Origin of the sequence: Lysinibacillus sp. FSL K6-0057 (genome assembly GCF_038630885.1) — a bacterium.
GTDB lineage: Bacteria > Bacillota > Bacilli > Bacillales_A > Planococcaceae > Lysinibacillus > Lysinibacillus fusiformis_F.
On sequence record NZ_CP152047.1, the window covers coordinates 832,052 to 856,116 of the forward strand.

Here is a 24,065-nt window from a genome sequence, read left to right on the forward strand (position 1 = left end):
AAAATAAACAATTTTTCTAATTAAGTATAACAGAAATTTCAGTTTTCGTAATTTGAATCGCCTAATATTAATTGAAATTTTCGATTAATGCACGTCGAAGATCTGGTTTCCAATATTTCCATGTATGATTGCCATCGAACTCGTCATAAAATGTAGTAAACCCTTTACTGATCATGAGATCATGCAATTGACGATTAGGTGTTAAAAAATCTTTGATGGTTTTATCCATTGTCACAACCTGATCTTCGCCTTTGCCGACAATATGGTAGATAGAAATGGACCCTGGATCTTTAAAATTTTCAACAGCCTTTAACACATCAGCGTCAACGTATGGTGATTGTAGAATGACTTTGCCAAAGATGCTTGGGTACTTTAAAGCAGCCATTAAGGAAGCTGTAGCAGCCATAGAGTCACCAATCACTCCACGACTCATACCCATTTGGTAAGTGGCATACTCACGATCTAAATACGGTACTAGCTCATGTGCTAAAAAGCGAAGATAGGCTTCATGTTGCTCACCGCTCGGAATATATTTATGTCGTCGATCTTTTATGTCTTTGTAAGGAACAAATGCAATAATTAAATTTTCGATTTCATAGTCATCAATCAGTTCATCAGCTAGCTTTGTAATACCGCCAAGTTGGAAGTAGTCTTTACCGTCTGATGCGATTAAAATATTGTATTTATATAGTGGAGAATAATTTGCAGGAACATAAATATAGAGCTGTAATTCCTCCTGTAATGACTCACTGTAAAATGTTAAATCCTGTACTGTTCCCTTATCCAATGATGACACTCCTTCTTATGTTTGTAACAAAATTGTACCATATTACGTAAGTAAAGGTATAATAGGTTGGGCTAGCATTATACTAGCAATAAAAATCGAAATGAGGGTTAATTATGCATAATAAAAGTATTCGTGTGCACTCTGACGAAGTAGCAAAGGCAGCTCAAGCCGCGTTAATTCGTAGAGGTGTAGCGATAGAGGATATCGCGCAAATTGTTTACGAAATGCAAAAAACCTATAATGAAGGTTTAACACTGGAGCATTGTGTTCATTCTGTTGAACGTGTATTACGTAAGCGAGAAGTACAACATGCTTTATTAGTAGGAATTGAATTAGATGAATTAGCAGAGAAGAAATTATTATCTTCACCACTACAGCAAATTATCGAATCAGATGAAGGTTTATTTGGTGTAGACGAAACAATCGCACTAGGATCTGTTTTTACATATGGCAGCATTGCCGTTACCACTTTTGGTCACTTAGACAAGCAAAAAATAGGGATTATCAAAAAACTAGATACAGAACCTGGACATCATGTCAACACGTTCTTAGATGATTTGGTTGGTAGTATAGCAGCTTCAGCGGCTTCACGTATTGCACATCGTATGCGTGATTTAGAAGAGGAAGGCGAAACATTTGCTGATATCGAACCTGAAGAGCTAGGGCCAAAACCAAAATCACATAATGAAATATAAAATGAGTTTCTACTATTAAAAATGAGCCTTCTCAAATTTTGAGAAGGCTCTCATAGTGTTGAAAAACAAAACAATCAATAGAATTTTTGTGAAAAGTGAAAATGAATTTCCGTTACAGGCTACTTGCTTTCCTGTGGGCGAGCGCCGAGCCGCTTCCTCTGCTACCGCTTCGTGCAGGGGCTCGCCTGTCTCGCTATCCCACGGGAGTCAAGTAGCCTTCCACTCCAATCCAAAAAACGTAATCTTTTTAGCAAAGGTTTTCACATAAAGTGGAGGTGTTCACTACTCTTTAGGAGGAGGTGTTGTCACGCGTCACTTCTCCACATTGAAAATAAGAGCCTATCCTCTCTCTAAGAATACAGATAATGGGCTATTTAATCGCTATGCTGCTATGAAAAAAGTAAAGACACTTTTGCAGAATGGTTGATTGGAGTGGAGCCAGCGTCACTCCTAGGGGATGTAGCGTCACAGAGGAGACCCTGGAGCGAACGGAAGTGAGTGAAGCGGCTCATCGGACGCCCCCTGGAAAGGACGCTGGCGGAACGGAAATCAACCTCTCACTTGCAAAGTTGCTTTTTCTGCCGTTAACATGATCTTTTTTCAACAACATGTGAGCCTTCTCAAATTTTGAGAAGGCTCTAATTTGTACTACTTATTATCGTTATATGCTTTTACAAATTCTTTTACCTTGTCGCTATCTGCTTCAAGTTTTAAACCAGTATCAACTAATGGAGAGACTGTAGATACAGCTGGTTTTTTATTGCCTTGGTAATAGCTAATAAATTCGTCTTGGTTAATAGAGTATAGAATTGCTTTACGTAAATCTGCTGAATCAGAAACTGCACGGCCAGATGTATTCATTTGTAGGTAGGAAACAGCATTACTATCTGCCGTATTTAATGTTAATTTAGCATCTGATTTTACAATATCCAGTTTCGTTTCTGGTACTGTTTGAAGAACATGAATTTCACCATTACGTAATGCAGATAGGGCACTATCAACATCAGAGATGAAACGGACATTGATTTTAGCAATTTTTGGCTCGTATTCACTGCCAGCACGATATGCAGGGTTTTTCACAAACTGTGCTTCATAATCATTTTTCTTCACTAAAATGTAAGGACCACTTGCATATAGCTGGTTATTGAATGTTGCTGAACCCTCTGTTACAGTAGCTTGATCACCATAGGCAATGTCCTTGTCAGGGTTGTAGTTAGCCACATCATACGTATTAATACTTGTTACTTGTTTTTCAGACACGATACCACCAGATTGGTGTGCTAAATAATTTAATACTTGTGGGAAAGGTGTAGGTGTTGTAATTTTAACAACTTGGTATGCACCTGCCGCATTATTAACAGTACCTTTTTCTTTTGCTAACTGAGCTACAGAAGCAGGTAGGCTTTGAGATAATGCATCTAAAACGGATTGCTCAGAGCCAGATACTTTTTTATCTTTTAATTCAGCTAAATCTGAAACGATTTCCACTGTTTCAATATTTTCATGAATGCTATAAGTACGGTGATCTGGTACTGAGTTAGCATCTTTTGCACGATTTAATGAGAAGACTACATCTTCAGCTGACACTAATTCCCCCGTATCAACAGCAGCACCATCTTTCACAGCTGCAAAGTGGATATCATCTCGTAAAATGAAGTAATATTCTTGATTACCTTCAGCCATTACATGGTTATAAGATAGTGAACCATCTGAAACAACTTCATCTGTGTCTGTTAAGTTAACAAGACGAACATACATATTTGTGTTTAATGTGTTGATTGAACCATCATTCCCTTTAATTGGGTCAAGTGAAGTAAGAGAATTGATTGTTTGGTGTAAAATTAAAGGTTCTGTTGCATTTTTAGATGTATCATTAAATTCGATTTTTTCCCAAACTTGTGCACGAGATTTTGGTAAAAGAACTGTTTTAGGGTTTACTAGTTCAGAGTAGATCCCTTGATACTTATTGGAAATATATAAAGGCGCAATATAAGCCTGATCAAATACTAATAATTGCTCTAAATCTTTATATTTGGCTGCTGCTTCTTCACCAGTCAATGTGCTCGCTTCATCAATTAATGCATCTAATTTTGAATCTGCCACCACACTGTAGTCACCGCCAGTTTTAAATAAACCACGAACAGCATAGTCAGGGTTCCCTGTAACTGTCGTCCAGCTTGATAGGGCAAGGTCATAGTTACCTGCTTCTTTTTGAGCAGAGAAAGAACCGTAATCTGGTTGAATATTTAGCTTTACGTCAAAACCATTTTTTACTAATTGGTCACGTACAATATTCATATCTTCTTCAGAAGCTGCCATTCCTAATACTTCAATGGCAATCTTGCCATTGCTCTTGTCACTATCTTTTGAATCTTTACTGCCTTCTACGTCAGTTTTTGTTTGTACACAGCCAGCTAAAGCTAGTACTGCAACGAATAAAAATACAAGTAATTTCTTCATAGTTACCTCCGATTAATTTGTTTTTGGATCTAAAGCATCTCGTAAACCGTCTCCTAAGAAGTTAAAGGAGAGGACAAGAAGCATAATACAAAGACCTGGGAAAATAGCGACATATGAATGTGTCTCCAGGTACGTACTACCAACTTTTAAAATATTGCCCCATTCGGGAATATGCGGCTCAATACCTAGCCCTAAAAAACTTAAACTACTTGTTGAAATAACAGCTCCGCCAATCGTTAATGTTGCTTTCACAATCATGGGTGCTAAAGAATTGGGAACAATGTGCTTGAAAATAATAGCAGCATCAGATGCACCTAAAGCTCTAGCCGATTCTACAAATTCATAATTGGCAAGCTGCATAACATTTGCCCGCATTGTACGAGCATAGGTTGGAATTGCCCCAACACTAAGTGCAATAATGAGATTCACCGTATTAGCACCAAAAGCGGCGATAATTGCAATGGCTAACAATATCCCAGGAATGGCATATAAAATATCGAGACTCCGCATGATGATATTGTCAGTGGATTTACCATAATAGCCTGAAAATGCTCCTAATGCTCCACCAATAACTGCGGGGATAATCGTTGAGAAAAATCCGACGATTAACGATATTTGTGCTCCAAATACAATACGAGAAAATAAATCTCGGCCATAATTATCTGTACCTAGTGGATATTCTAATGTCGGTGTTTGTAGCAATGCTCCATAGTTATTTTCCGTAGCGAAGTCATAGTCAAAAGTCCAAGAGCTTGTAACGGACAACGAAAACATGAAAATAATAAAGAATAAGCCGAACACAGCCATCGTATTGCGTAAAATCTTTTCCCATATTTTTTGCCACTTCTCAATAGAAGATGGATTAGCCTTTCGAGCCTTTTGAATAAGGCTATATCCTAGTAAAGTCGCAAATAGATTACCAGTGAAAGTGGCCAATAGCAGGACAATACCTGGAATGAGCATCCATTTTGGTGCCTCAGTTGCTGTGACATATTTTGTACATAAAACGGCCATCACGATATAAAGAAGCGAGAGTACCAAAAAAACGCCCATTGCCAGTAAAAAGGTATCTGTTACATATGGCTTAAATAAATTCAACGCTGCAATACCTAAGATAAATAGTTGTGTGATAAAGGCATAAGCAGCAAAAGTATATTCTGCAGTCTTTCTTTTTGACACAAGCATAAATGCAAAGGATGTCGAAAAAATATTGCCTGACAGTATCGTTACTAAAAGGGGATAGCCAAACATTCGAGTGCTTTTTTGAATGTCACCATGCTTTGCTAAATCCTTTTTAATTCGTAAATTGACGAAGGCAACATATGCCGTGGTAATGGCATAAATAACAAAAAAGAGCAGAACCACAGGTCGCCAGCTATTGCTGGAAAAATTATAGCTATAGGCTAGAAATAGTAAAGAAAACAGTAAGGAAAAGACAAAAGTAAAATGAGAATTGACATATTCCTGTGTAATCTTCAAAAGTAGTTTGACATGTAAGATGTTTTTCACAGGTGATCCTCCTTTAAGACTTCTTCATTTTCGAGCGAATGCGTGGATCAAAAAAGGCATACATGATATCAATAAATAAATTGACAATCGAGATGGTGATGGCGATATAAACAACGCCGCCAAGAATGGCCGGAATATCAGGGATAAATTGCTTATCGACGATATAGCTGCCAATCCCACTAATGTTGAATACCTTTTCTGTTACAGATGCGCCTCCCAACATACCCCCAAAAAGAAGTCCAATCACCGTAATAATCGGAATCATGGCATTGCGAATGGCATGTTTTGAAATGACTTTGAATTCATTTAAGCCCTTTGCTTTTGCAGTAATAATGTAGTCCTCATGAATCACCTCAAGCATACTCGACCTTGTCATCCTAGCAATGGATGCTGTAATGGATGTTCCCAAGACGATAATGGGCATGATGAGCGATAACCAATTATGAGGGTTATAGGTGGCTGGAAACCATTGTAGCTTTAGAGCAAATGTCAAAATAAAAATTAAACCTTGCCAAAAGCTTGGAATGGATAAGCCGATTAAAGCAATGAACATAAATGTATAATCCAAATATGAATTTGGACGAACAGCTGAAATAATACCGACTGGAATAGCTATGGCGATAGCCATTAACAATGACAACACGGCTATTTCAAGTGTGACAGGGAATTTTGTAGCAATGCTGTGTGTTATATCTTCTTTACCTGCAAAGGATGTACCTAAGTCAAATGTAAATAGGCCAGATAATGCGTTCCAAAGCTGCGATAAATAAGGTTGATCCAAACCGTGAATGCGATTAAAGTTTGCTATTTGCTCAGGTGTTGCTTCAACTCCAAGTAAGTTTCTTGCTGGATCAAATGGTGATAAATATAAAATGGTAAACACTAATGTAGCCACACCAACAATCACAATGAAGCTTTGTAAAATACGTTCAATGATAAATTGCAGAAATGGATTCGCAAATAAGATCAGTACTACATAAAATAAAACAGCTGGTAGAAAGGTAAGGGCTACAAAACGTTTGTTTGTTAGTTGCTGATTAAAAAATTGGTCATAGGATAGTTGTTGTATGCCCTCTTTTTGTAAATCTTGATCCACTAGCTGTTGTAGTTTTCTTTGAGCTAATTGCTTGGCTGTTGCCTGAATTTGTGACTCCAATACAGCATCTTTAAAAAATGTAGCTTTTGCTATTTCTTGTTGCTCAAATTCTTTTTGCCATTGTGCAACCAGCCCATGCTCTAGATAGTATTGACTACGCAATGCAAAAGCCTGATCATAAGTGTTAGAATGTTTTCTTTTCCGATAGATAAAGTATGTAAAAGGGTGAACTAAAATACTTAAAAGAAAAAGAATGAGATGATAAGGCTTTTGATGCATTAGTTTTTGATAAACCGTAGAAAAGAAAATAAATTTCTCAGGTTTTAAATGATTTTTTGAAGTAACCATGCATTTCCTCCAAACGTAAATAAAATATTCAGCATTATATTGTATAATTCCTATCAGTATTGTAAAGTATGGATTATACTTGTAAGTAAGTCAATCACAAATTTTAAAAAGGATGGGTCGAATGAATGAAAAGCTTTTAGAAATCAATAATCTTCGCGTGTCCTTTATCACAGGGGAGACAGAATTCGAAGCTGTTAAGGACGTTAGCTTCCATCTAAATAAAGGTGAAACACTCGGAATTGTAGGAGAGTCTGGTAGCGGGAAAAGTGTAACGGCTCGTTCCATTATGCGTTTATTACCATCTCCACCTTCATTTCTGAAATCTGGTACTATTGTGTTTAAAGGGCAAGAACTCACTGAATTTAGTGAAAAACAAATGGAAGGGATTCGTGGACAAGATATTAGTATGATTTTTCAAGATCCAATGACATCCACAAACCCTACTATTCGAATAGGAGATCAAGTGGCTGAAAGTTTAATCAAGCATCAGTCAATGTCAAAAACCGAAGCCTATCAACAAACAATAGAGTTATTAAAACTGGTTGGTATTGGAGATGCAGAAGAACGGTATCGACAATATCCCCATGAATTTTCAGGTGGTATGCGTCAACGTGTGATGATCGCTATGGCACTTGCTTGTAATCCATCACTGCTTATTGCGGATGAGCCAACAACAGCACTGGATGTTACTATTCAAGCTCAAATTCTAAAATTGATGCGCGACATGCAAAAGAAAATGGGGACGTCTATTATTTTAATTACACATGATTTAGGCGTTGTTGCAGGTATGTGTGATCGCATCATTGTGATGAAAGAAGGAGAAATAGTTGAACAGGGCACAACGGAAGAAATTTTTGCAAATGCCCAGCATCCGTACACCCAGAAATTATTGAATGCGTTACCAAAGCTGCATGAGAAAAAGCAACCAAAAGAGATTGCTACTATTCAGCCAGGTATCGATCGACATAAGCCTTTAATCGAAGTAACCCATCTGTCGAAAGAATTTCCATTAGGCCGTGGTCAAACGCTGAAAGCTGTGAATGATTTATCATTTTATATATATCCTGGTGAAACATTAGGCTTGGTTGGTGAATCTGGTTCAGGTAAATCGACTACAGGTCGGACGATTCTCCAGCTTCATCAGCCTACAAATGGCGAGGTTCTATATCAAGGAATACCTGTAACAAGACTAACGAAAAAACAGCTAAAGGCAATGCGTCGTCATATGCAAATTATTTTCCAAGACCCTTATTCATCGTTAAATCCTCGCAAAAAAATCTTAGATATTATTGGAGAGGCTCTTGATATTCATGGTCTGGTGAAGACACATGAAGAGAGACGACAACGAGTAGAGGAATTGCTTGAACTTGTCGGTTTGAAGAAAGAACATGCGATGCGTTATCCTCATGAATTTTCAGGTGGTCAACGTCAGCGAATTGGGATTGCTAGAGCATTAGCAGTCGAGCCAAACTTTATTGTTTGTGATGAACCCTTATCAGCACTGGATGTTTCTATTCAAAAGCAGATTGTTGATTTATTAAAGGAATTACAGCAAAAACTTGGTTTGACTTATTTATTTATTGCCCATGATCTATCCATGGTGAAGCATATCAGTGATCGTGTTGCAGTCATGTATGGTGGGAAAATTGTTGAATTGGCAGAAAGTGAAGAGCTATATGCTAATCCACAGCATCCTTATACACGTGCATTATTACGCTCCATTCCTATTCCAGATCCTGCAATAGAGAAGCAGAAATATAGCGATGCTGAACATGCAGAAGATGTAAAAGTACGTTATGAGGTAGAAAATAGTCAGCTAGTAGAGGTTTTTCCTAATCATTGGGTAGCTGTGACAATGTCATAGCTTGAATGTAGTAGCTTGATATTTTACAATAGAAACATCGTGAAACTTTTTGTCTTCCTGATGATGAGTTACACAACTTATACGAGTCGTAGGTATAAGAAAAGATGATGAGTTGTGAGGGGCCAACTACATGAAAATGCAAGATATAAAAACATTAATAACAAGTGGTACGATTATTCTGGCTGTAGCATTGTATATGATATTTGGCAGATCTCCTGCGGAAGATCAAGATACAAAATCAGTTACAGATCAGCAAGGCACTATATCCATTGAACAAGTGGAAGAAAAAACAGGAAATAAACGCTTTGAGATAGACTATATTAAAGCATATGATGGGGATACGATTCAGGCGACAATTAATAATGAGAAACGAAAAATTCGTCTGTTAATGGTGGATACACCTGAAATGAATTACAACAAAGGTGGCGCCCAGCCATATGCTGAACAAGCAAAAGAGTACACGATCAATTTATTGGAAAAGGCTAAAAAAATTGAAGCGGTCTATGATGTTGGACCAGAAACAGACAATTATGATCGCTTATTAGCTTATGTTTTTGTAGATGATGTGTTATTGCAGGAATCTTTATTAAAGGAAGGTCTAGCAGTTGTACGTTATATTCATAAGCCAAACAACACATTTGAAGATGCCTTTAGAGCTATTCAGCAAAAAGCACAGGATGCAAAATTAAATATTTGGTCACATGATGATTACTTCCAAAAAGATGGATTCCATCCGGAAGTAGTTCAATAATCTAAAAAGCCGCTTGTTAAAAGACAATTTCAAAAAGGCTAGGAAGCTGCTGTCTGTATCTTACAGGTAGCAGCTTTTTAAATTCCTTTATTTCTTGTTTTACCTCTTCTAACTTTTCGTATTCTTTGATGTTTACTTCTTCTTTAAAATGTCCAAAGTGAGCATAGCTCCAATAGACTCCTCGACACGACATTGATTGGCAAGTCCCATTTTGGTGATAGTGGCGTTACAACTTTTGTACAGTATTAAAGGTGATGTCAAGATGGGGTTGAAGCAGTAAGTATATAGCCATTGACCAAGTACAGAAAGAGAGCTACACTAAATGTCACAAAAATAGTTGATCATTGAATTACTATAAAATCAGCCAAGAGTTACGATGAAGAATCAATTATTTTAAAAATAACCTTTGATTTGGAAATGTTAATATGAACTAGAAATAGTTCAACCTACTCCTCTTTAGCTATACAAAACTTATTTTTAGCATAATAAGATGTTTGTTCAGTTATTCGTTGTCTCCCCACACAAATAGGTTTATTAATTATTCTTTCATTCCTTAATGATGCTTCAAAATACATCGGTTTTTCCTAGCTTCTTTAGTAATGTAACAAGTTTACCCTTCACAGGATTTTCACATAAAATAAAGTTATACTTCTCCATAGAACATTCAAATGAAAATGATTATCAATAACATATAGAAGGAGATGAATTTATTTTTGATTTACATGATATCGTAATCGTTTTAACTTTACGATCTATTAAGGTTGCTTAACCTAAAGATATGCAGAAGTAACACTTGAAGCAAGAAATATTATTTTACTTAAAACGAAATCCATGAGGTATTAATCCTCGTGGATTTTTTTCCAAAGCATTGATTATACGAATGTCCAATTTTAGTTTTTTAACTAAATTGCATGTCAATTAGTAGAGTTTCTTCTATTTGAAAGTTTTGTAAAGATAAAGTCAAATAAGTTATTTATAAATTGAACGTGTAACATCTGTTCGTTATAATTCTAAAAAGGAACGAATGTTCTATTATTTTTAGGGGGATTGATTATGGGTGGTATAAAATGGTTGTATATTTCAAAAGAGAATAAAATTTATAAGGTTCCTAACCCTAAAAATGGGAGATTCAAAGAAATAAAGGAGCTTTCAGAACAGGACGTCTTAAAGGTTATGTTGTATTACAGAACAAAAAATAGAAAACCAGACAAACTAGTAATGGTTGAATTTGATCGAATTACTCTTGATTCAAAAGGGGTCTATGAGGTGACTGATGAAAGGCAACGAAGGATGCTACAAAATGCTTTTCAGTTTCTATATAATACGCCTCAAGAATTGGTAGATACAAAATCACCATTCGAGTTGCCTCTAGCGCCAACCGTACCATCCGATATTGAAAAAAAAGCTATATATGAATATTTAAATAAGAATTTGCCAAACTTAGGAAATGATGCTCCAGCAATCGTAGAAAATGCAATAAGTTCACTAAAAAAAATACATGAGAAAAAAATCAACTTAATTAAAGAAGCTAATAAATTAAGAAAAAGTAATTTAAAATTGTACTTTGAATCAAAAAAGGTTTAATGAAATTACGAATGGTTTAGGAGTGATAGATTTGGATTACAAAATCATTGTAGAAGAAAAATTCGGGAAGCCTTTAAAGGATGTTATGTATGAAGTTTGTGTAGAAAAAGAATTGGAGAAGTGGGATGGTGCTAAGTTACTAGGTGTTCCAGTAAAAACTTTTGTAGCATGGCGCTCAAGATTTCGTTACGGACCAATGCAAATTCAAGCAGATAAAGCTAAAAAAATGAGAAATCAAACAACTAAAAAGTATAAAGACGAATTAAATGATATTAATTTACAGCGACCATTTGAGCATGAAGGGAATACCCTTAAGGCGTTTAAAGAACTGATTGAAAGAAGTTTAGAGTTAGAAAAATATAAACGAACTATTGAAACAGTAGGAACAGTTCCAGTAATAGAGACTATCTGGAAAATTGGAATGTTAGAGTCCGTTCTTGATGCAATAATCCAGTTTGAAAGTGGTAAATTATATGATCAATATATGTTTGAAGCAAGATATTTAAAGTGATTTATATTAGAATATATTTATATTAAAAACCCACTCATTTTGATTAGGCTATTTTCAAAACGGCGGGTTTTTTAATTTAAAACTTAATGTGTTTGCAATAATTATAAGTTTTCTCTATTTGATGTTAATACTTCTACTAAAGTAAATTTCTCTATCATCCCTTATTTAAAAGTAACCCCACCTTTAATGGTTAGTTTAGCACAAAGTATTTCCTATGCATAATGTATACGAATTTCGTTTATGTACGCTGTAGGAGAAACCCATACTTTCTTAAACCTTCTACAATACGAATGTGGAGTCAATTTTTCTATCTAAGCTAAGGTATTTTTGTAAATTCTCCCATTAAAGTGATTCTTCATATATTCTTTGCTTGTTCAAGGCCATTACTTGTTGAGGTAACATCGATTTTTCTTAAATTTTCATAAGTATCAATTTAATTACAAAGTTTAGTATTTTACATATTTATTGTAAATTTTTAAAAATTTATTTAGATAAGTTGTTATAATAGTTTTTGAGAAATTTAAGATTGATAAATCCAATATTTTTTTGTAATAGATTATTTATGTAATGAAGTAGAGGTGAATCATAAGTGAAGCAGGTGTTGGTAATTAAGAATGAAAGGTCTTTGGCAAAAAAAATTGTAAGCGGGCTAAAGCAAGAAGGCTATTTCATTTTAACACTTCACAATGAAAATAAAGGTTTAAATATAGTATATGAGCAAGATTGGGATATTATCGTATTGGATTGGGATTCGTTAAGTATATCTGGACCCGAAATTTGCAGACAAATACGGGCTGTTAAAACGACACCGATCATTATTGTTACCGATAATGTGTCTAGCAAGGATTGCATAGCCGGATTGCAAGCAGGAGCAGATGATTATATAAGAAAACCGTTTGTAAAAGAAGAATTAGTAGCAAGGATAAAAGTTATTCTAAGAAGAGGGGACGTTATCCAGACAAACGAGACTGATTTCTATCGGTTTAAGGATCTCTTTGTTGATGCATCATGCAATATTGTGGCAAAAGGTGGCGAAAATCTCCCGCTTACTAAGCGCGAGTATGATTTACTAGTATTTTTAATCAAAAATAAAAATAAAATATTGAGCCGTGAAGTGCTATTGAATCAGGTTTGGGGATATGACTTAGCTGTCAATCCAAATGTAGTGGATTTATATATTGGGTATTTAAGAAAAAAGCTAAAATGCGAGAAGAAAGATCGATATATTCAAACAATCCATGGCAGAGGTTATTCAATGATTGAATAGTAACAAGAAGATAATAGGTATCATGCAGTTTGTCACAGTAAGCAATATTAAACATAATCGAAAAAACGAGTAAAACAGTTTCAACCGTTTTGCTCTTTTTTTTGTTCTATTAAATCGAGTAAGCAAACAGTTTTTGGAAGGTATTGAAGAGGCGGAAACATATTTTCCTTTTTTGTATCCAATTTATGCTTGATGTAACTTTATTTATTAATTTATATCCTTCACAAGATTTTCACATAATTAATCACTATACTATTCCACAGGACGAACAAATGAAAATGATTATCAATAGCGATTAGGATGGCAAGCAATTACTATCCAACTCAATCTATAGACTTCATCATTTTCAAAAAATTACACTATAAGGAGTATATGTATGAAGAAATCTATGTTTTTAAAATTTGTTGGTATTTTGGCAGTTTTGACTTTGATGCTAGTAGCTTGTTCAGATTCAAGTAATAAAACGAACGAAGAGTCAACGCCTAAAGATAACGGAAGTGAAGAGGTTGCTAAGCCTACGACGGTTGAAATCACTGATGCCCATGGAACTGTTACTGTTCCTGTAAACCCAAAGAATGTAGTTGCTTTGGATAATAGAACTTTCGAAACGTTAGCTGATTGGAATATTGAACTAGTAGCTGTTCCAAAGGATGTAATGCCCGCGGATTCACCTTATGTAAAGGATGATTCAGTTCAAAATATTGGAAATCACCGCGAACCAAATCTTGAAATTATCGCTGCTGCAAACCCTGAACTTGTAATCATCGGTCAAAGATTTGCTGGCTATTACGAAGATATCAAAAAATTAGTGCCAAATGCAGCTGTTATTGATCTTAATGTTGATGTTTCTGAGGAAACTGCAACGCCTGGTGAAAACTTAGTAAATGGACTTAAAAATTCTACAATTGCTTTAGGACAAATTTTCGATAAAAATGAAGAAGCGAAACAAGTGGTAGCTGATTTTGATAAAGTAATCGAAAATGCAAAATCTGCTTATAATGGAACAGATAAAGTGATGAGTGTTATTGTTTCTGGTGGGGATATTGGTTTTGCAGCTCCACATTCTGGACGTGTGTGGGGACCAATGTATGAAATTTTCGGTTGGGCTCCAGCACTAGAAGTTGCTGATTCTACGACTGATCATAAAGGTGATGAAGTTTCTGTTGAAGCAATTGCACAAAGTAATCCGGATTGGTTGTTCGTATTAGACCGTGATGCAGCAACATCTGATGCAGCAACATCAGCGCCTGCCCAGGATGTTATTGCTAACGCACCTGCTCTCCAAAAAACAACGGCTGTTTCTAAAGAACAGATTATTTATGCACCGGCAGATACTTACACGAATGAATCAATTCAGACTTATATAGAGTTATTTGAAAATCTTGCAAATACTTTAGCTAAGTAGTGTAAAGGAGTATGAAATAGTGCCAAAAAATATAATTTCTAGGGTTGAGAATTTTTCTCAACCCCAGTTTTATAACCATAATAAGATATGTACAAAACCTTTTATATTAGCGATTATAGTTGTTATTTTTTTAGGCATTATATCACTGTTTACTGGAGTTTATGATATACGTGGACAAGAGGATGGAATGGAGATGTTTTTCATAACTCGTGTTCCTAGAACAGCTGCATTGATGCTTACAGGAGCTGCAATGTCAATGGCGGGACTCGTCATGCAACTGATTACACAGAATCGCTTTGTTGAACCTACTACAACGGGGACTATTGAATGGTCAGGATTAGGACTGCTCCTAGTTTATTTATTATTTCCTTCCCCAACTTTAGTTCAAAGAATGACTGGTGCAATCATTTTTTCTTTTATAGGAACGATGATTTTCTTTTTATTTTTAAGAAGAGTTAAGCTTCGTTCGTCTTTAATTGTTCCAATTATTGGATTAATGCTTGGAGCAGTCATTTCTGCAGTGTCCACTTTTATGGGACTTCTTTTTCAAATGACGCAGAGCATTGAAACTTGGTTTGTAGGTTCTTTTGCGGCCGTTCAGGTGGGAAGATATGAATATTTATGGCTAATTGTGATCGTTACTTTGCTTATTTTTATTTATGCAAATAGATTAACCTTAGCTGGACTAGGTGAAGATGTCGCAACAAGCCTTGGCGTTAATTACAATAGGATTGTTCTTTTGGGGACAGCCCTTATTTCTTTTGCAGTTGGAATTGTTGCAGCTGTTATTGGAAACTTACCTTTCTTGGGGTTAATTGTTCCAAACATTGTGTCAATGTTTAGAGGCGATGATCTTAGAAGTAATTTACCTTGGGTATGTTTGATTGGAATGGGGACTATAACTGCCTGTGACATCATTTCCCGTACAATTATTATGCCTTTTGAAGTACCTGTTTCTTTAATACTTGGAACAGTAGGATCGGTCGTATTTATAACGATTTTATTGAGACAAAGAAAACCGAGGAGGCTACGATGACCACATTCGAATATAGAAATAAAGATAATGTCGAAATCGATGCTAGCCTTCAGAATGAAAATAGATCAGCTAGGGCTTTTCGTACTAAGAAGGAGGAAAGACGCTATTGGATTATACTGATAACATTGATTGCTTTAGGCATCCTTTCTTCATATGGACTTTTAGTGTATAACAATCCGGTTCCAATAGATTCGCCTTCATTTATTCCTGTTGTAATGAGACGAATAGTAGCCCTTGTCGCCATGATTATTGCTGCAGTTTGTCAGAGCCTGTCGACTGTTGCTTTTCAATCGATTACAAATAATAGGATTATAACGCCTTCGCTGTTAGGCTTCGAATCACTTTATTCAACAATTCATACTAGTACAATCTTTTTCTTTGGTGCTAGTGCATTAATAAATTTTAGTGGTATTGGATCATTTTTATTTCAGGTTGTTGTTATGGTCTTGATGAGTTTGATTTTGTATGGATGGTTGCTTTCCGGTAAATATGGAAATTTACAATTGATGCTTTTAGTTGGCATTATTATAGGGACTGGGCTAAATTCTGTGTCAACTTTCATGAGAAGACTACTTGCGCCTTCAGAGTTTGATATTTTACAGGCGAGATTGTTTGGTTCTGTTAATAATGCGGATTCTGCCTATTTTCCTATTGTCATTCCTATGGTAATCATTGTAGCGATATTACTTCTTGCTCATTCTAAGAATTTGAATATATTATCATTAGGCAAGGATGTTGCTACTACTTTTGGAGTTAAATATCAACCTAGTGTCATTTATACACTTGTATTAGTTGCCATTTTAATGTCCATTTCAACGGCTTTGATTGGACCACTTACTTTCTATGGCTTTTTAGTAGCCACTCTAAGCTATCAGGCAGCATCGACTTATGATCATCGATATATTTTTCCAATGGCTCTTGCTATAGGCTTTTTGATCATAACGAGTGCATACTTTTTGATGTATCATGTATTCCATGCTCAAGGTGTAGTTTCAGTTATTATTGAATTATTTGGTGGAATCATATTTTTAACTGTGATTTTAAGGAAGAGGGCTTTATGATAAAAATTGATAATGTTAAAAAGTTCTATACTGATAAGGTGAAAATTGGACCTTTGGATATTGAAATACCAAAAGCTGGTTTTACTTCATTAATTGGACCAAATGGTGCCGGAAAGTCTACGACACTTTTGATGATTGGAAGACTTTTGGATATGGAAGAAGGTCAAATTCAGGTAGCAAATATGAATATTTCTGAATCCAAATCAAAAGACTTAGCAAAAATTTTAACTATATTGCGACAAGAAAATCATTTTGTCACTAGGCTTACGATTAGACAACTAGTTGGATTTGGACGCTTTCCTTATTCAAAGGGAAGATTAACTAAAGAGGATGAGATGATTATTTCTAAATATATCGATTTCTTAGATTTAACGGATTTAGAAAATCGATATTTAGATGAGCTTTCTGGTGGCCAAAGACAAAGGGCATATGTAGCGATGGTTTTATGCCAAGAAACTGAATATGTACTTTTAGACGAGCCTTTGAATAACCTTGATGTTGCTCGTTCTGTTCAAATGATGGAGCATTTGAGACGCGCGGCCAATGAATTTGGAAGAACAATTCTGACTGTTATGCATGATATAAATTTTGCAGCCAAATATTCTGATAGAATTTGTGCTATGAAAGATGGACAAATTGCTGCTTTTGGGACAGTAGAAGAGGTTATGGACTCAAAAATTTTGACAGATATTTTTGAAACAAAAATAGAAATTATCGAAGGACCTTATGGGCCAATCGCTGTTTATTAGCTTAAATTTTTTTGAAAAAAGCATTCCGAAAAAAAGCTGTCATAAAAATTAATAGACAATTAAATTATTTATTGTAGCTTGCACAGATGATAACAGCTACTATAGTTGAAGTTGCTGTTTGTATTTTACAGGCGGCGGCTTTTTCAAATGCCATTGCCATAATGTTTGGTAGTCTTTTAGACTGCGAGATTGGCTTTACAAATGAAAAAGGGATTTCAACCTCTTTATCATACAGCGAAGGCGTCTTAAGTTAAGTGGGAGAATGCTACGAAAAAAAAGTTTATTTATATGTTGACAAAATAAATGATAATGATTATCATTATCATATAAAGAATATTCCTCGACTACAATACAGTGTAGAGAGGATGAACTTTAGCTACTTTTCTCCAGAAGTTTGCTAGTTCATGATTACGCTCCTGAAACCCCCCTCATTTTTTGGGAACGTTAAAAATTTCAGATGGTTCATTCTATAATAGAATGTAGCTGTCTACATTATGAAATCCATTTACTAGACATTAGTAAATGGATTTTTTTTAGTCATTATACTTTTAATCTTTCGTCCATTCGGCTACTTTATCTTGATTGTTATCAATCCATTTTTTAGCAGCCTCCGTGGCACTCATACCTTCCATAATATCAAACATCACACTTTCTATGTCTTCAGCAGTCCAGTGGAAACGATCAAGGACACGATAGGCTTCAGGGGCATCCTCTTTCAAGCCATTACGGGCAAAAGTGCCAATATATTCTTCCGTCCCATATAAACCTTTCGGGTCATCTAAATACTTTAAATCATAGGCGTTAAAGATCCAGTGTGGTGACCAACCTGTGATGATGATTTCTTCATTATTGGAGATGGCTTGGCTAAGGGCTGCGGTCATTGCACCGGCAGACGAGGTCAATACATGCCAACCTTCCAGATTTTTATATTCCTTATAGGCATTTTCTGTCGTAGCCATCATATTAGCTCCTGGTTCAATTCCTGTAATTGTTTGATTAGCTTGGTTTGTTAAATCTTCAATAGAATCGACATCCATATAACTTGGAACGACTAAACCAATCTTAGCACCAGTTAGATTTTCACCTAAATTCTCTATTTTATCTTTGTATTTCTCTACTTGTGGGGCATGTGTTTGCGGTAACCAGGCAGATACCATACCGTCAACCTCTCCGTTTGCAAGTGCCTCCCACATGATCCCATTGTCTAAAGGTGTCAATGTTACCTTATATCCTAAATCCTCTAATACTTGTCCTACTACATGTGTAGAAGCAACCTCAGTATCCCATTCAACATAGGCTAAATTGATTTCATTTCTATTATTATTCTGCGTACCCTCACTTGCTGAACCACATGCAGATAAAACTAGTAGGCAGGCTAAAGCGAAACCAATTTTCCATAATCTTAGATATCTCATAAATTTCCCCTCTCCATCAACTCTTGAATTATTGTAAAAATTAAAAAATAAATAAGTAACAACTTTATTTTAAAAACAAGTTGTTACTTTTGTCAAATGGATGCTGTGCAAATCATTACGGGAATCATGGGATTGGCCGTGCAGTCTATATCGGGCTGCCCATAAATTTTTCTATTGATGACATATGATAGGTGAAAATGGAGACTGGGGTGCGAGGAGGCTTAGTATGCATTGGATTACAATTATTCTAATAGGAATCGCTGCGAATTTAGATAACTTGGGGATCGGCTTAGCTTATGGTGTCAAACAAGTTAAAATTCCAATTTTATCGAATGCCGTGATTGCTGTTATGTCAATGATTGTCACATATGTCGCAGTAACAGCAGGTAGCACAGTTGTTGAGTATATTTCACCGCATACTGCCAATTTATTAGGAAGTTTACTATTGTGTGTCATTGGTGTATGGACGTTAATGTCCAATAATTTTTCTAATAAACGGATAGCTGGCAATCCTGAATTATTTGATGAAGATAAAAATTTAGTGATTTCAACGCGTGAGGCAATGGCACTTGGTTTCGTATTATCAGCGAACTGTTTAGCAGGGGGTATTGCAATAGGTGCAAATGGCATCTCTGCCCTTTGGACGGTCATTTCCATCGGCGTGTTTTCGTTTATCACAGTTGGGGTGGGAAGTAGATGTGGCTCTTTACTATCAAAAACGTATATTGGCAAGCACTCTACAGCAATATCAGGATGGCTACTAATTATGATTGGTATTTTTGAGGTTTTTGCAAAATAACATCTAAAACGTATAAAAGTGATGGTCAATCACCATATTTTACAGATTATAAACAATATCTATGCTGCTAACAAAATCTTTAATTAAGAGAATGGGTAACCATTAGTAAGTATTGAAAAAATATTTCTTGTGCATTAAATGAATACATCACCCTTAGAATGTAACCATATTTTGGTTATATTCTTTTTATTAGGAGGAAAATTTGACATATTGAGGACTAATTTGGTTAAACAGTTGACATACACTGGTATCAGCGATTATTCTTGGGAGTAGAATCGTAATTGAGAATAATTTTCGTTTAGGTGGAAGTGCTTTCATACGAATATTTTTTCAATTATGATGTTTTACTATGACTAAAGGAGGCGTGCAACACATGAAGAAAATGCTCATGTTGATCATGCTTGTTAGTATTGTCGTTGTTAACTTAGGGCTGACACAAGCATCTGCTCAACTGGCTGATGGCACACATTCGATAAAGTATCAGGTCAATAAACCTGATAGTAACTCTGCATCTATTGCAAACGACTATTTTGTAAAACCGGCAAACGTAACGGTGAAAAATGGCACAGCTACTGTGCAAATTACCCTAAAAAACAGTGCATGGATTACAAAATTTCAACCGCCTGGTGGCGCAACTGTTGTCAGTGAAGATAAAGCGGCAGACACACGTACTGTACAATTCACGGTTAAAGATTTATCCCAACCAGTAGTAACATCCATGAAAATTGATATTGATGATATTAATTATCACCATGAATATAGCGTGTCGCTTGTATTTGATGCCGTATCGACTGCTAGCTCTACAGCTTCGACTCAACAAACAACGTCAAATGAATCCAAAGCGTCCACAGCTTCTACTACAGAAAGTCAAGTGTCGAATCCACAAACAGGTGATGCAACACCTTACCTATTAATTGTAGCTTTAGTGGGGTCAGCATTTTTACTTTATAGAAAAAAACTACAAACAAAAACGGAGGGTCAATAAATGGCTAAAAAACGTCAATCTCGCGCAACTAAAATAGTACTAGCTTCATTGCTAGCTGCATCTCTTTCAGTTCCATCCTTTGCATCTGCAGCAGAGGTAGTAACAACAAATACAGAAGTAAAAGCAGAAGCAACGAAAGCTGACAAAACGGCATCAGTTATCAATTTCAAAATCTTCAAACCTGGTACAACAGAAGATCAGCCTGCTATTAGTTCTCATCTAGTACCACAGGGTTCAATCGTTGAAAAAGACGGGAAATTTGAAGCAACTTTAACGGTTACAGCAAAATCGGCACCAATGATTGCGGGTCTACAAACAAAGCAGGGCGATAAATATGTAGATGCAACTGAAGTGAAAAATAGCGACGGCACAATTACATACAGTTTCCCTGTGGTTGTTGATGAAGTTAAATCAGCAAAAATCCATGTAGTCGTTCCTTCTGCAAATATGGACAAATGGTATGAATTTGATTTAAAAGCAGTGAAAGAAGATGTTAAAGAAGAAGTAAAAGAAGAAGTTAAAGTGAACGAAGTAGCTGTCACTGTTTATAAAAATGGTACAACAGAAGAATCGATCATGAAACAATATATTGCACCAAAAGTAGGCATTTCTGCTAAAGACGGTAAAAACATCGTGACAATGACATTCCCTCAAGGGCAATATGTAAAAGGTTTCACTGTAGAGGGCAAAGAAGCAACTTTAGTGAAACAAGACGATGCTACAAATGCACGCACATACTCATTTGAAGTAGCAGATTTAAAGAAACTTGTGAATGCTCAATTACACATCGTTGTTGATGAGCCAGCACAAGGTGTGAAATATGATTCAAATCATACAGTACAATTTAGCTTTGCTGTCGAAGGTGCAGTAAAACCAGTTGTAAATCCATTTAAAGATATTAGTAAAGATGCAAATAAAGAAGCAATCTTATCACTTTACAGTTTAGGAATTGTTAAAGGTCAAGACTACTTCAAACCAAACGACAATATTACACGTTCTCAATTTGCTTTAATGGTGGCACGTGCATTGAACGTAACTTCTACAAAAGATGCTGGGTTTAAAGATACAGGTAAACTTAGCGCTGAAGCAGTACAAGCAATTAATGCATTAGCTGAAGCAGGAATTGTTAAAAAAGCAACGAACTTTAATCCGAATGATACATTAACTCGTCAACAAGCGGCTGTAATGATCTATCGTACAGTAACACATGTAGCAGGTAAAGAAATGAACTTTGGTGACCCAAGTCTTACTTACTATGCTGATGGAGCAAAAGTGAAAGATGAAGAAGCGAAAAAAGCCTTTGCACTTCTGTATGCAGGTAAAGTCATGACTGGTTCACCTACTGCAGATGGTAAAACTGTTATCGATGCGAATAGCCCATTAAAACGTTCACATATGGCGAAAATTTTAAATGGCTCATTGCAATACTTGAATAAATAATGATCTTAACAGCAACTTCCTTTCTCACATTTATGGGGAAGGAAGTTCCTGTGCTTTTAAAGAAATGGGAGGCTAGCATGTAATGACACAAAAGAGAAGTAACCTTTGCCTAGTGGTTATTTTTTCAATTATATTGTTCTTTTTTTCTCCGTCCCTTTTTCTACAAGCAAAAGCTGAGGATTCTGCTATCGCAGATGGTAGTTATCAAGTTGAACTAAGTTTTTCTCCTATCGAAGGCTTTGAAGGAAGCCTTTTTAAAGATGTAGCAATGCTCTCAGTTAAGAATGAGCACTATCAATTAACAATGGCTCTTGAAGAGCTAAGTCCTATCAGCGATATACATATCGAACAGCTAGGCCATGATCTTTCTTTCACATTGGATAAAATAGAAAATTTAGTTCAGTTTGATGTTTTAGCGTTACAACAACCAATTATCATCAATGGCAGTGTAGAGCTTGCAACAGAAGAACAATATGCCTCGTTTTCCCAAGAGCTTCACCTAAACATGCAGACATTATCACCAAATATTTCGCAAGGTGAAGACGATAAAGAAGTAGTGGAGGAAATAGATGCTGAGGAAATAACGGGTCAGGAATGGGCTTTAAATTATGTTTTAATGGTAGATGGTAAACAAGAACCTTCTATTATGAATAGTTATGTAAAGCCTGTGGCAAAAGTGATTGAAAAAGATGGTAGATACTATGCGCAAATGACGATTTTACAATCAGCTTGGGTCACAGGGCTAAAGGTAGATTATAAAGGGGAGCAAGTTGAACCTAAACAGCTTTCACTTTTAGATAATGTACGGATTGTGGAATTTGAGGTTGAAGATTTAGCACAAGCATTACGAATGTGGGTAAAGATCGATATTCTTGACATTTCTTATCACCATCAATATTTTGTTCAGTTAGTATTTGATGAAACACAAGTTGCAAAGGTTTTAGATAAGCCCTCTAAAGTAACAGCTTCTAAACCCGTTGTCAGTGATAAAGCGGCGAATCGAGTAGTGAAAGAACAAGTGAAAAAACCATCTATACAAGCCACTATTGTGGAGGAAACAAACTCTGCTAAATCAGAAGAACCAACTTCCCAGACGATGCTCGTTGTGCCACTGGATGAAAAATTAGCATTTGATCGGACACTTGATGAATCAGTGGATAAAGGGGAAGAAGATGAACCAGAGGAAGACATAAAAGATGAAGCCACAACTGAAAAGGTAATGAATACTTCTACGACACCCCAGCAGATTGAACCGTTAAATATAGTGAAAATTATATTGCTTATCGTTATTTGCCTAGTATCAGGCTGGCTACTCATTCGACGTCTTAAAAAAATAAAAAATGACAGAGTGAAGCAAAAATAAGTGGGAGATGACACAATGAAAAAGGATTGGAAAATAGGGCTACTGTTGTTGACATTACTATCTCTGCTTCTTGCAGCTTGTAGTGGCAGTGACAAGCCAGCAGTGAAGGAGAAAACGGTTGCTGAAGAAGAACAAGGAACAGAAGAGAGTGAGCAACGTATCATTGCTGGAACAGTTGTGGTGGCAGATATTCTAGATAAGCTGGATTTGGATGCGATCGCTGTACCAGAAACGGAAAAGCAATTAGCAAAACGTTTTGAAGGTCTACCGACTATCGGCAATGCAATGGAGCCTGATATGGAAATTGTGAAATCATTAAATCCGACAGAAGTATTATCTGTATCGACATTAGAATACGATTTGCAGGATAAGTTTAAACAATTGAATATCCCTGTCGACTTTTTAAATTTTCAAAGTGTGGATGCCATGTTTACGGAAATCACAACACTTGGTGAACGCTATAATCGTGTAACACAAGTTGAGGGCCTAGTACAGGATCTACAGAAAAATATTGAAGCGGTACAAAGTGTTGCGGCAAATAAAGAAGGCCCTCGTGTTTTAATCTTACTTGGTATTCCAGGGAGCTATTTAGTGGCAACTGAAAATTCCTACGCAGGTGATCTTGTTAAGCGAGCAGGGGGAATCAATGTAATGGAAGGTCAGGACGCTGAATATTTATCTTCCAATACAGAGTATCTACATAACAGTAATCCTGATATTATTTTACGTTTATCACATGGTATGCCAGATGAAGTTGTGAAAATGTTCGATGAGGAATTTAAAACAAATGATATTTGGAAACATTTTGATGCAGTGAAAAACGGAAAAGTCTATGATTTAGAGGAAGAATTATTCGGGACGACAGCCTCCTTACAAGTACCACAAGCTTTAGGACAACTGATGGAAATCTTCTATCGTAAATAGTAATTAGAATTGTCGC

22 protein-coding genes are annotated in these 24,065 nt (G+C 36.0%); 16 read left to right on the forward strand and 6 right to left on the reverse strand.

The window, feature by feature from the left end; all coding sequences use genetic code 11:
• Window positions 1-67: 67 nt before the first annotated feature.
• A complete protein-coding gene (locus tag MHB40_RS03880) occupies window positions 68-787 on the reverse strand; it encodes an alpha/beta hydrolase-fold protein (protein WP_342442514.1) in 720 nt (239 codons plus the stop codon).
• A 113-nt stretch (window positions 788-900) separates the two neighbouring features.
• Between MHB40_RS03880 and MHB40_RS03885 the strand changes: the two genes are divergently transcribed.
• Window positions 901-1,482, forward strand: a complete 582-nt coding sequence (locus MHB40_RS03885; protein ID WP_054549790.1) for a phosphatidylglycerophosphatase A — start codon at window positions 901-903, stop codon at window positions 1,480-1,482.
• A gap of 648 nt (window positions 1,483-2,130) precedes the next feature.
• Here the strand turns inward: MHB40_RS03885 and MHB40_RS03890 are convergent.
• From MHB40_RS03890 to MHB40_RS03900, 3 genes are read right to left on the reverse strand one after another with little or no spacing between them, the layout of a single operon-like run.
• Window positions 2,131-3,942, reverse strand: coding sequence for an ABC transporter substrate-binding protein (locus MHB40_RS03890; protein ID WP_342442515.1), 1,812 nt, complete (start codon window positions 3,940-3,942; stop codon window positions 2,131-2,133).
• Window positions 3,943-3,954: 12 nt separating this feature from the next.
• On the reverse strand, window positions 3,955-5,451 hold the full coding sequence (locus MHB40_RS03895) for an ABC transporter permease (protein WP_342442516.1): 1,497 nt from the start codon (window positions 5,449-5,451) through the stop codon (window positions 3,955-3,957).
• Window positions 5,452-5,464: 13 nt separating this feature from the next.
• Window positions 5,465-6,895, reverse strand: coding sequence for an ABC transporter permease (locus MHB40_RS03900; RefSeq protein ID WP_342442517.1), 1,431 nt, complete (start codon window positions 6,893-6,895; stop codon window positions 5,465-5,467).
• Window positions 6,896-7,016: 121 nt separating this feature from the next.
• Here MHB40_RS03900 and MHB40_RS03905 point away from each other — a divergent pair, with 121 nt between their 5' ends.
• Both MHB40_RS03905 and MHB40_RS03910 read left to right on the forward strand, forming a co-directional pair.
• Window positions 7,017-8,759 carry an ABC transporter ATP-binding protein gene (locus MHB40_RS03905; protein WP_342533972.1) on the forward strand — a complete coding sequence of 581 codons (1,743 nt, stop codon included), beginning with the start codon at window positions 7,017-7,019 and terminating at the stop codon, window positions 8,757-8,759.
• 130 nt (window positions 8,760-8,889) lie between these two features.
• Window positions 8,890-9,510, forward strand: coding sequence for a thermonuclease family protein (locus MHB40_RS03910; protein WP_342533973.1), 621 nt, complete (start codon window positions 8,890-8,892; stop codon window positions 9,508-9,510).
• Between the two features lie 16 nt (window positions 9,511-9,526).
• Here the strand turns inward: MHB40_RS03910 and MHB40_RS03915 are convergent, their stop codons facing one another.
• Entirely contained in the window at window positions 9,527-9,703 is a 177-nt protein-coding gene (locus tag MHB40_RS03915; RefSeq protein WP_342442519.1) for a hypothetical protein, read from the reverse strand.
• Window positions 9,704-10,563: 860 nt separating this feature from the next.
• Between MHB40_RS03915 and MHB40_RS03920 the strand changes: the two genes are divergently transcribed.
• The 8 genes from MHB40_RS03920 to MHB40_RS03955 all read left to right on the forward strand — a co-directional run bounded on the left by MHB40_RS03920 (window position 10,564) and on the right by MHB40_RS03955 (window position 17,377).
• Window positions 10,564-11,094, forward strand: a complete 531-nt coding sequence (locus MHB40_RS03920; RefSeq protein ID WP_205441441.1) for a hypothetical protein — start codon at window positions 10,564-10,566, stop codon at window positions 11,092-11,094.
• A gap of 31 nt (window positions 11,095-11,125) precedes the next feature.
• Window positions 11,126-11,605, forward strand: a complete 480-nt coding sequence (locus MHB40_RS03925) for a hypothetical protein (RefSeq protein ID WP_342533974.1) — start codon at window positions 11,126-11,128, stop codon at window positions 11,603-11,605.
• A gap of 589 nt (window positions 11,606-12,194) precedes the next feature.
• Window positions 12,195-12,872 (forward strand): response regulator transcription factor, encoded by a 678-nt coding sequence (locus tag MHB40_RS03930; RefSeq protein WP_342533975.1) that lies wholly within the window; start codon window positions 12,195-12,197, stop codon window positions 12,870-12,872.
• A 376-nt stretch (window positions 12,873-13,248) separates the two neighbouring features.
• A complete protein-coding gene (locus MHB40_RS03935) occupies window positions 13,249-14,277 on the forward strand; it encodes a siderophore ABC transporter substrate-binding protein (RefSeq protein WP_342533976.1) in 1,029 nt (342 codons plus the stop codon).
• A gap of 19 nt (window positions 14,278-14,296) precedes the next feature.
• Window positions 14,297-15,313: an iron chelate uptake ABC transporter family permease subunit gene (locus MHB40_RS03940; RefSeq protein WP_342533977.1), complete on the forward strand. Its 1,017-nt coding sequence runs from the start codon at window positions 14,297-14,299 to the stop codon at window positions 15,311-15,313.
• Window positions 15,310-16,374 carry an iron chelate uptake ABC transporter family permease subunit gene (locus MHB40_RS03945; RefSeq protein WP_342442531.1) on the forward strand — a complete coding sequence of 355 codons (1,065 nt, stop codon included), beginning with the start codon at window positions 15,310-15,312 and terminating at the stop codon, window positions 16,372-16,374. The genes MHB40_RS03940 and MHB40_RS03945 overlap by 4 nt, the downstream gene beginning before the upstream one ends.
• Complete coding sequence (locus MHB40_RS03950; protein ID WP_342442532.1) at window positions 16,371-17,123, forward strand: ATP-binding cassette domain-containing protein; 753 nt, start codon at window positions 16,371-16,373, stop codon at window positions 17,121-17,123. The genes MHB40_RS03945 and MHB40_RS03950 overlap by 4 nt, the downstream gene beginning before the upstream one ends.
• An 86-nt stretch (window positions 17,124-17,209) precedes the next feature.
• On the forward strand, window positions 17,210-17,377 hold the full coding sequence (locus MHB40_RS03955) for a hypothetical protein (protein WP_342442533.1): 168 nt from the start codon (window positions 17,210-17,212) through the stop codon (window positions 17,375-17,377).
• A 294-nt stretch (window positions 17,378-17,671) separates the two neighbouring features.
• Here the strand turns inward: MHB40_RS03955 and MHB40_RS03960 are convergent, their stop codons facing one another.
• Window positions 17,672-18,538 (reverse strand): glycine betaine ABC transporter substrate-binding protein, encoded by an 867-nt coding sequence (locus tag MHB40_RS03960; protein ID WP_342442534.1) that lies wholly within the window; start codon window positions 18,536-18,538, stop codon window positions 17,672-17,674.
• Between the two features lie 226 nt (window positions 18,539-18,764).
• Here MHB40_RS03960 and MHB40_RS03965 point away from each other — a divergent pair, with 226 nt between their 5' ends.
• The 5 genes from MHB40_RS03965 (at window position 18,765) to isdE (ending at window position 24,049) form a co-directional block, all read left to right on the forward strand.
• A complete protein-coding gene (locus tag MHB40_RS03965) occupies window positions 18,765-19,337 on the forward strand; it encodes a manganese efflux pump (protein ID WP_205441455.1) in 573 nt (190 codons plus the stop codon).
• Between the two features lie 373 nt (window positions 19,338-19,710).
• Complete coding sequence (gene isdC / locus MHB40_RS03970; RefSeq protein WP_342442535.1) at window positions 19,711-20,322, forward strand: heme uptake protein IsdC; 612 nt, start codon at window positions 19,711-19,713, stop codon at window positions 20,320-20,322.
• Window positions 20,323-21,762 carry an NEAT domain-containing protein gene (locus tag MHB40_RS03975; protein ID WP_205441472.1) on the forward strand — a complete coding sequence of 480 codons (1,440 nt, stop codon included), beginning with the start codon at window positions 20,323-20,325 and terminating at the stop codon, window positions 21,760-21,762. It begins immediately after the preceding gene.
• A gap of 82 nt (window positions 21,763-21,844) precedes the next feature.
• Window positions 21,845-23,125: an NEAT domain-containing protein gene (locus tag MHB40_RS03980; RefSeq protein WP_342442536.1), complete on the forward strand. Its 1,281-nt coding sequence runs from the start codon at window positions 21,845-21,847 to the stop codon at window positions 23,123-23,125.
• Window positions 23,126-23,140: 15 nt separating this feature from the next.
• Window positions 23,141-24,049, forward strand: coding sequence for a heme ABC transporter substrate-binding protein IsdE (gene isdE, locus MHB40_RS03985; protein ID WP_342442537.1), 909 nt, complete (start codon window positions 23,141-23,143; stop codon window positions 24,047-24,049).
• Window positions 24,050-24,065 lie beyond the last annotated feature (16 nt).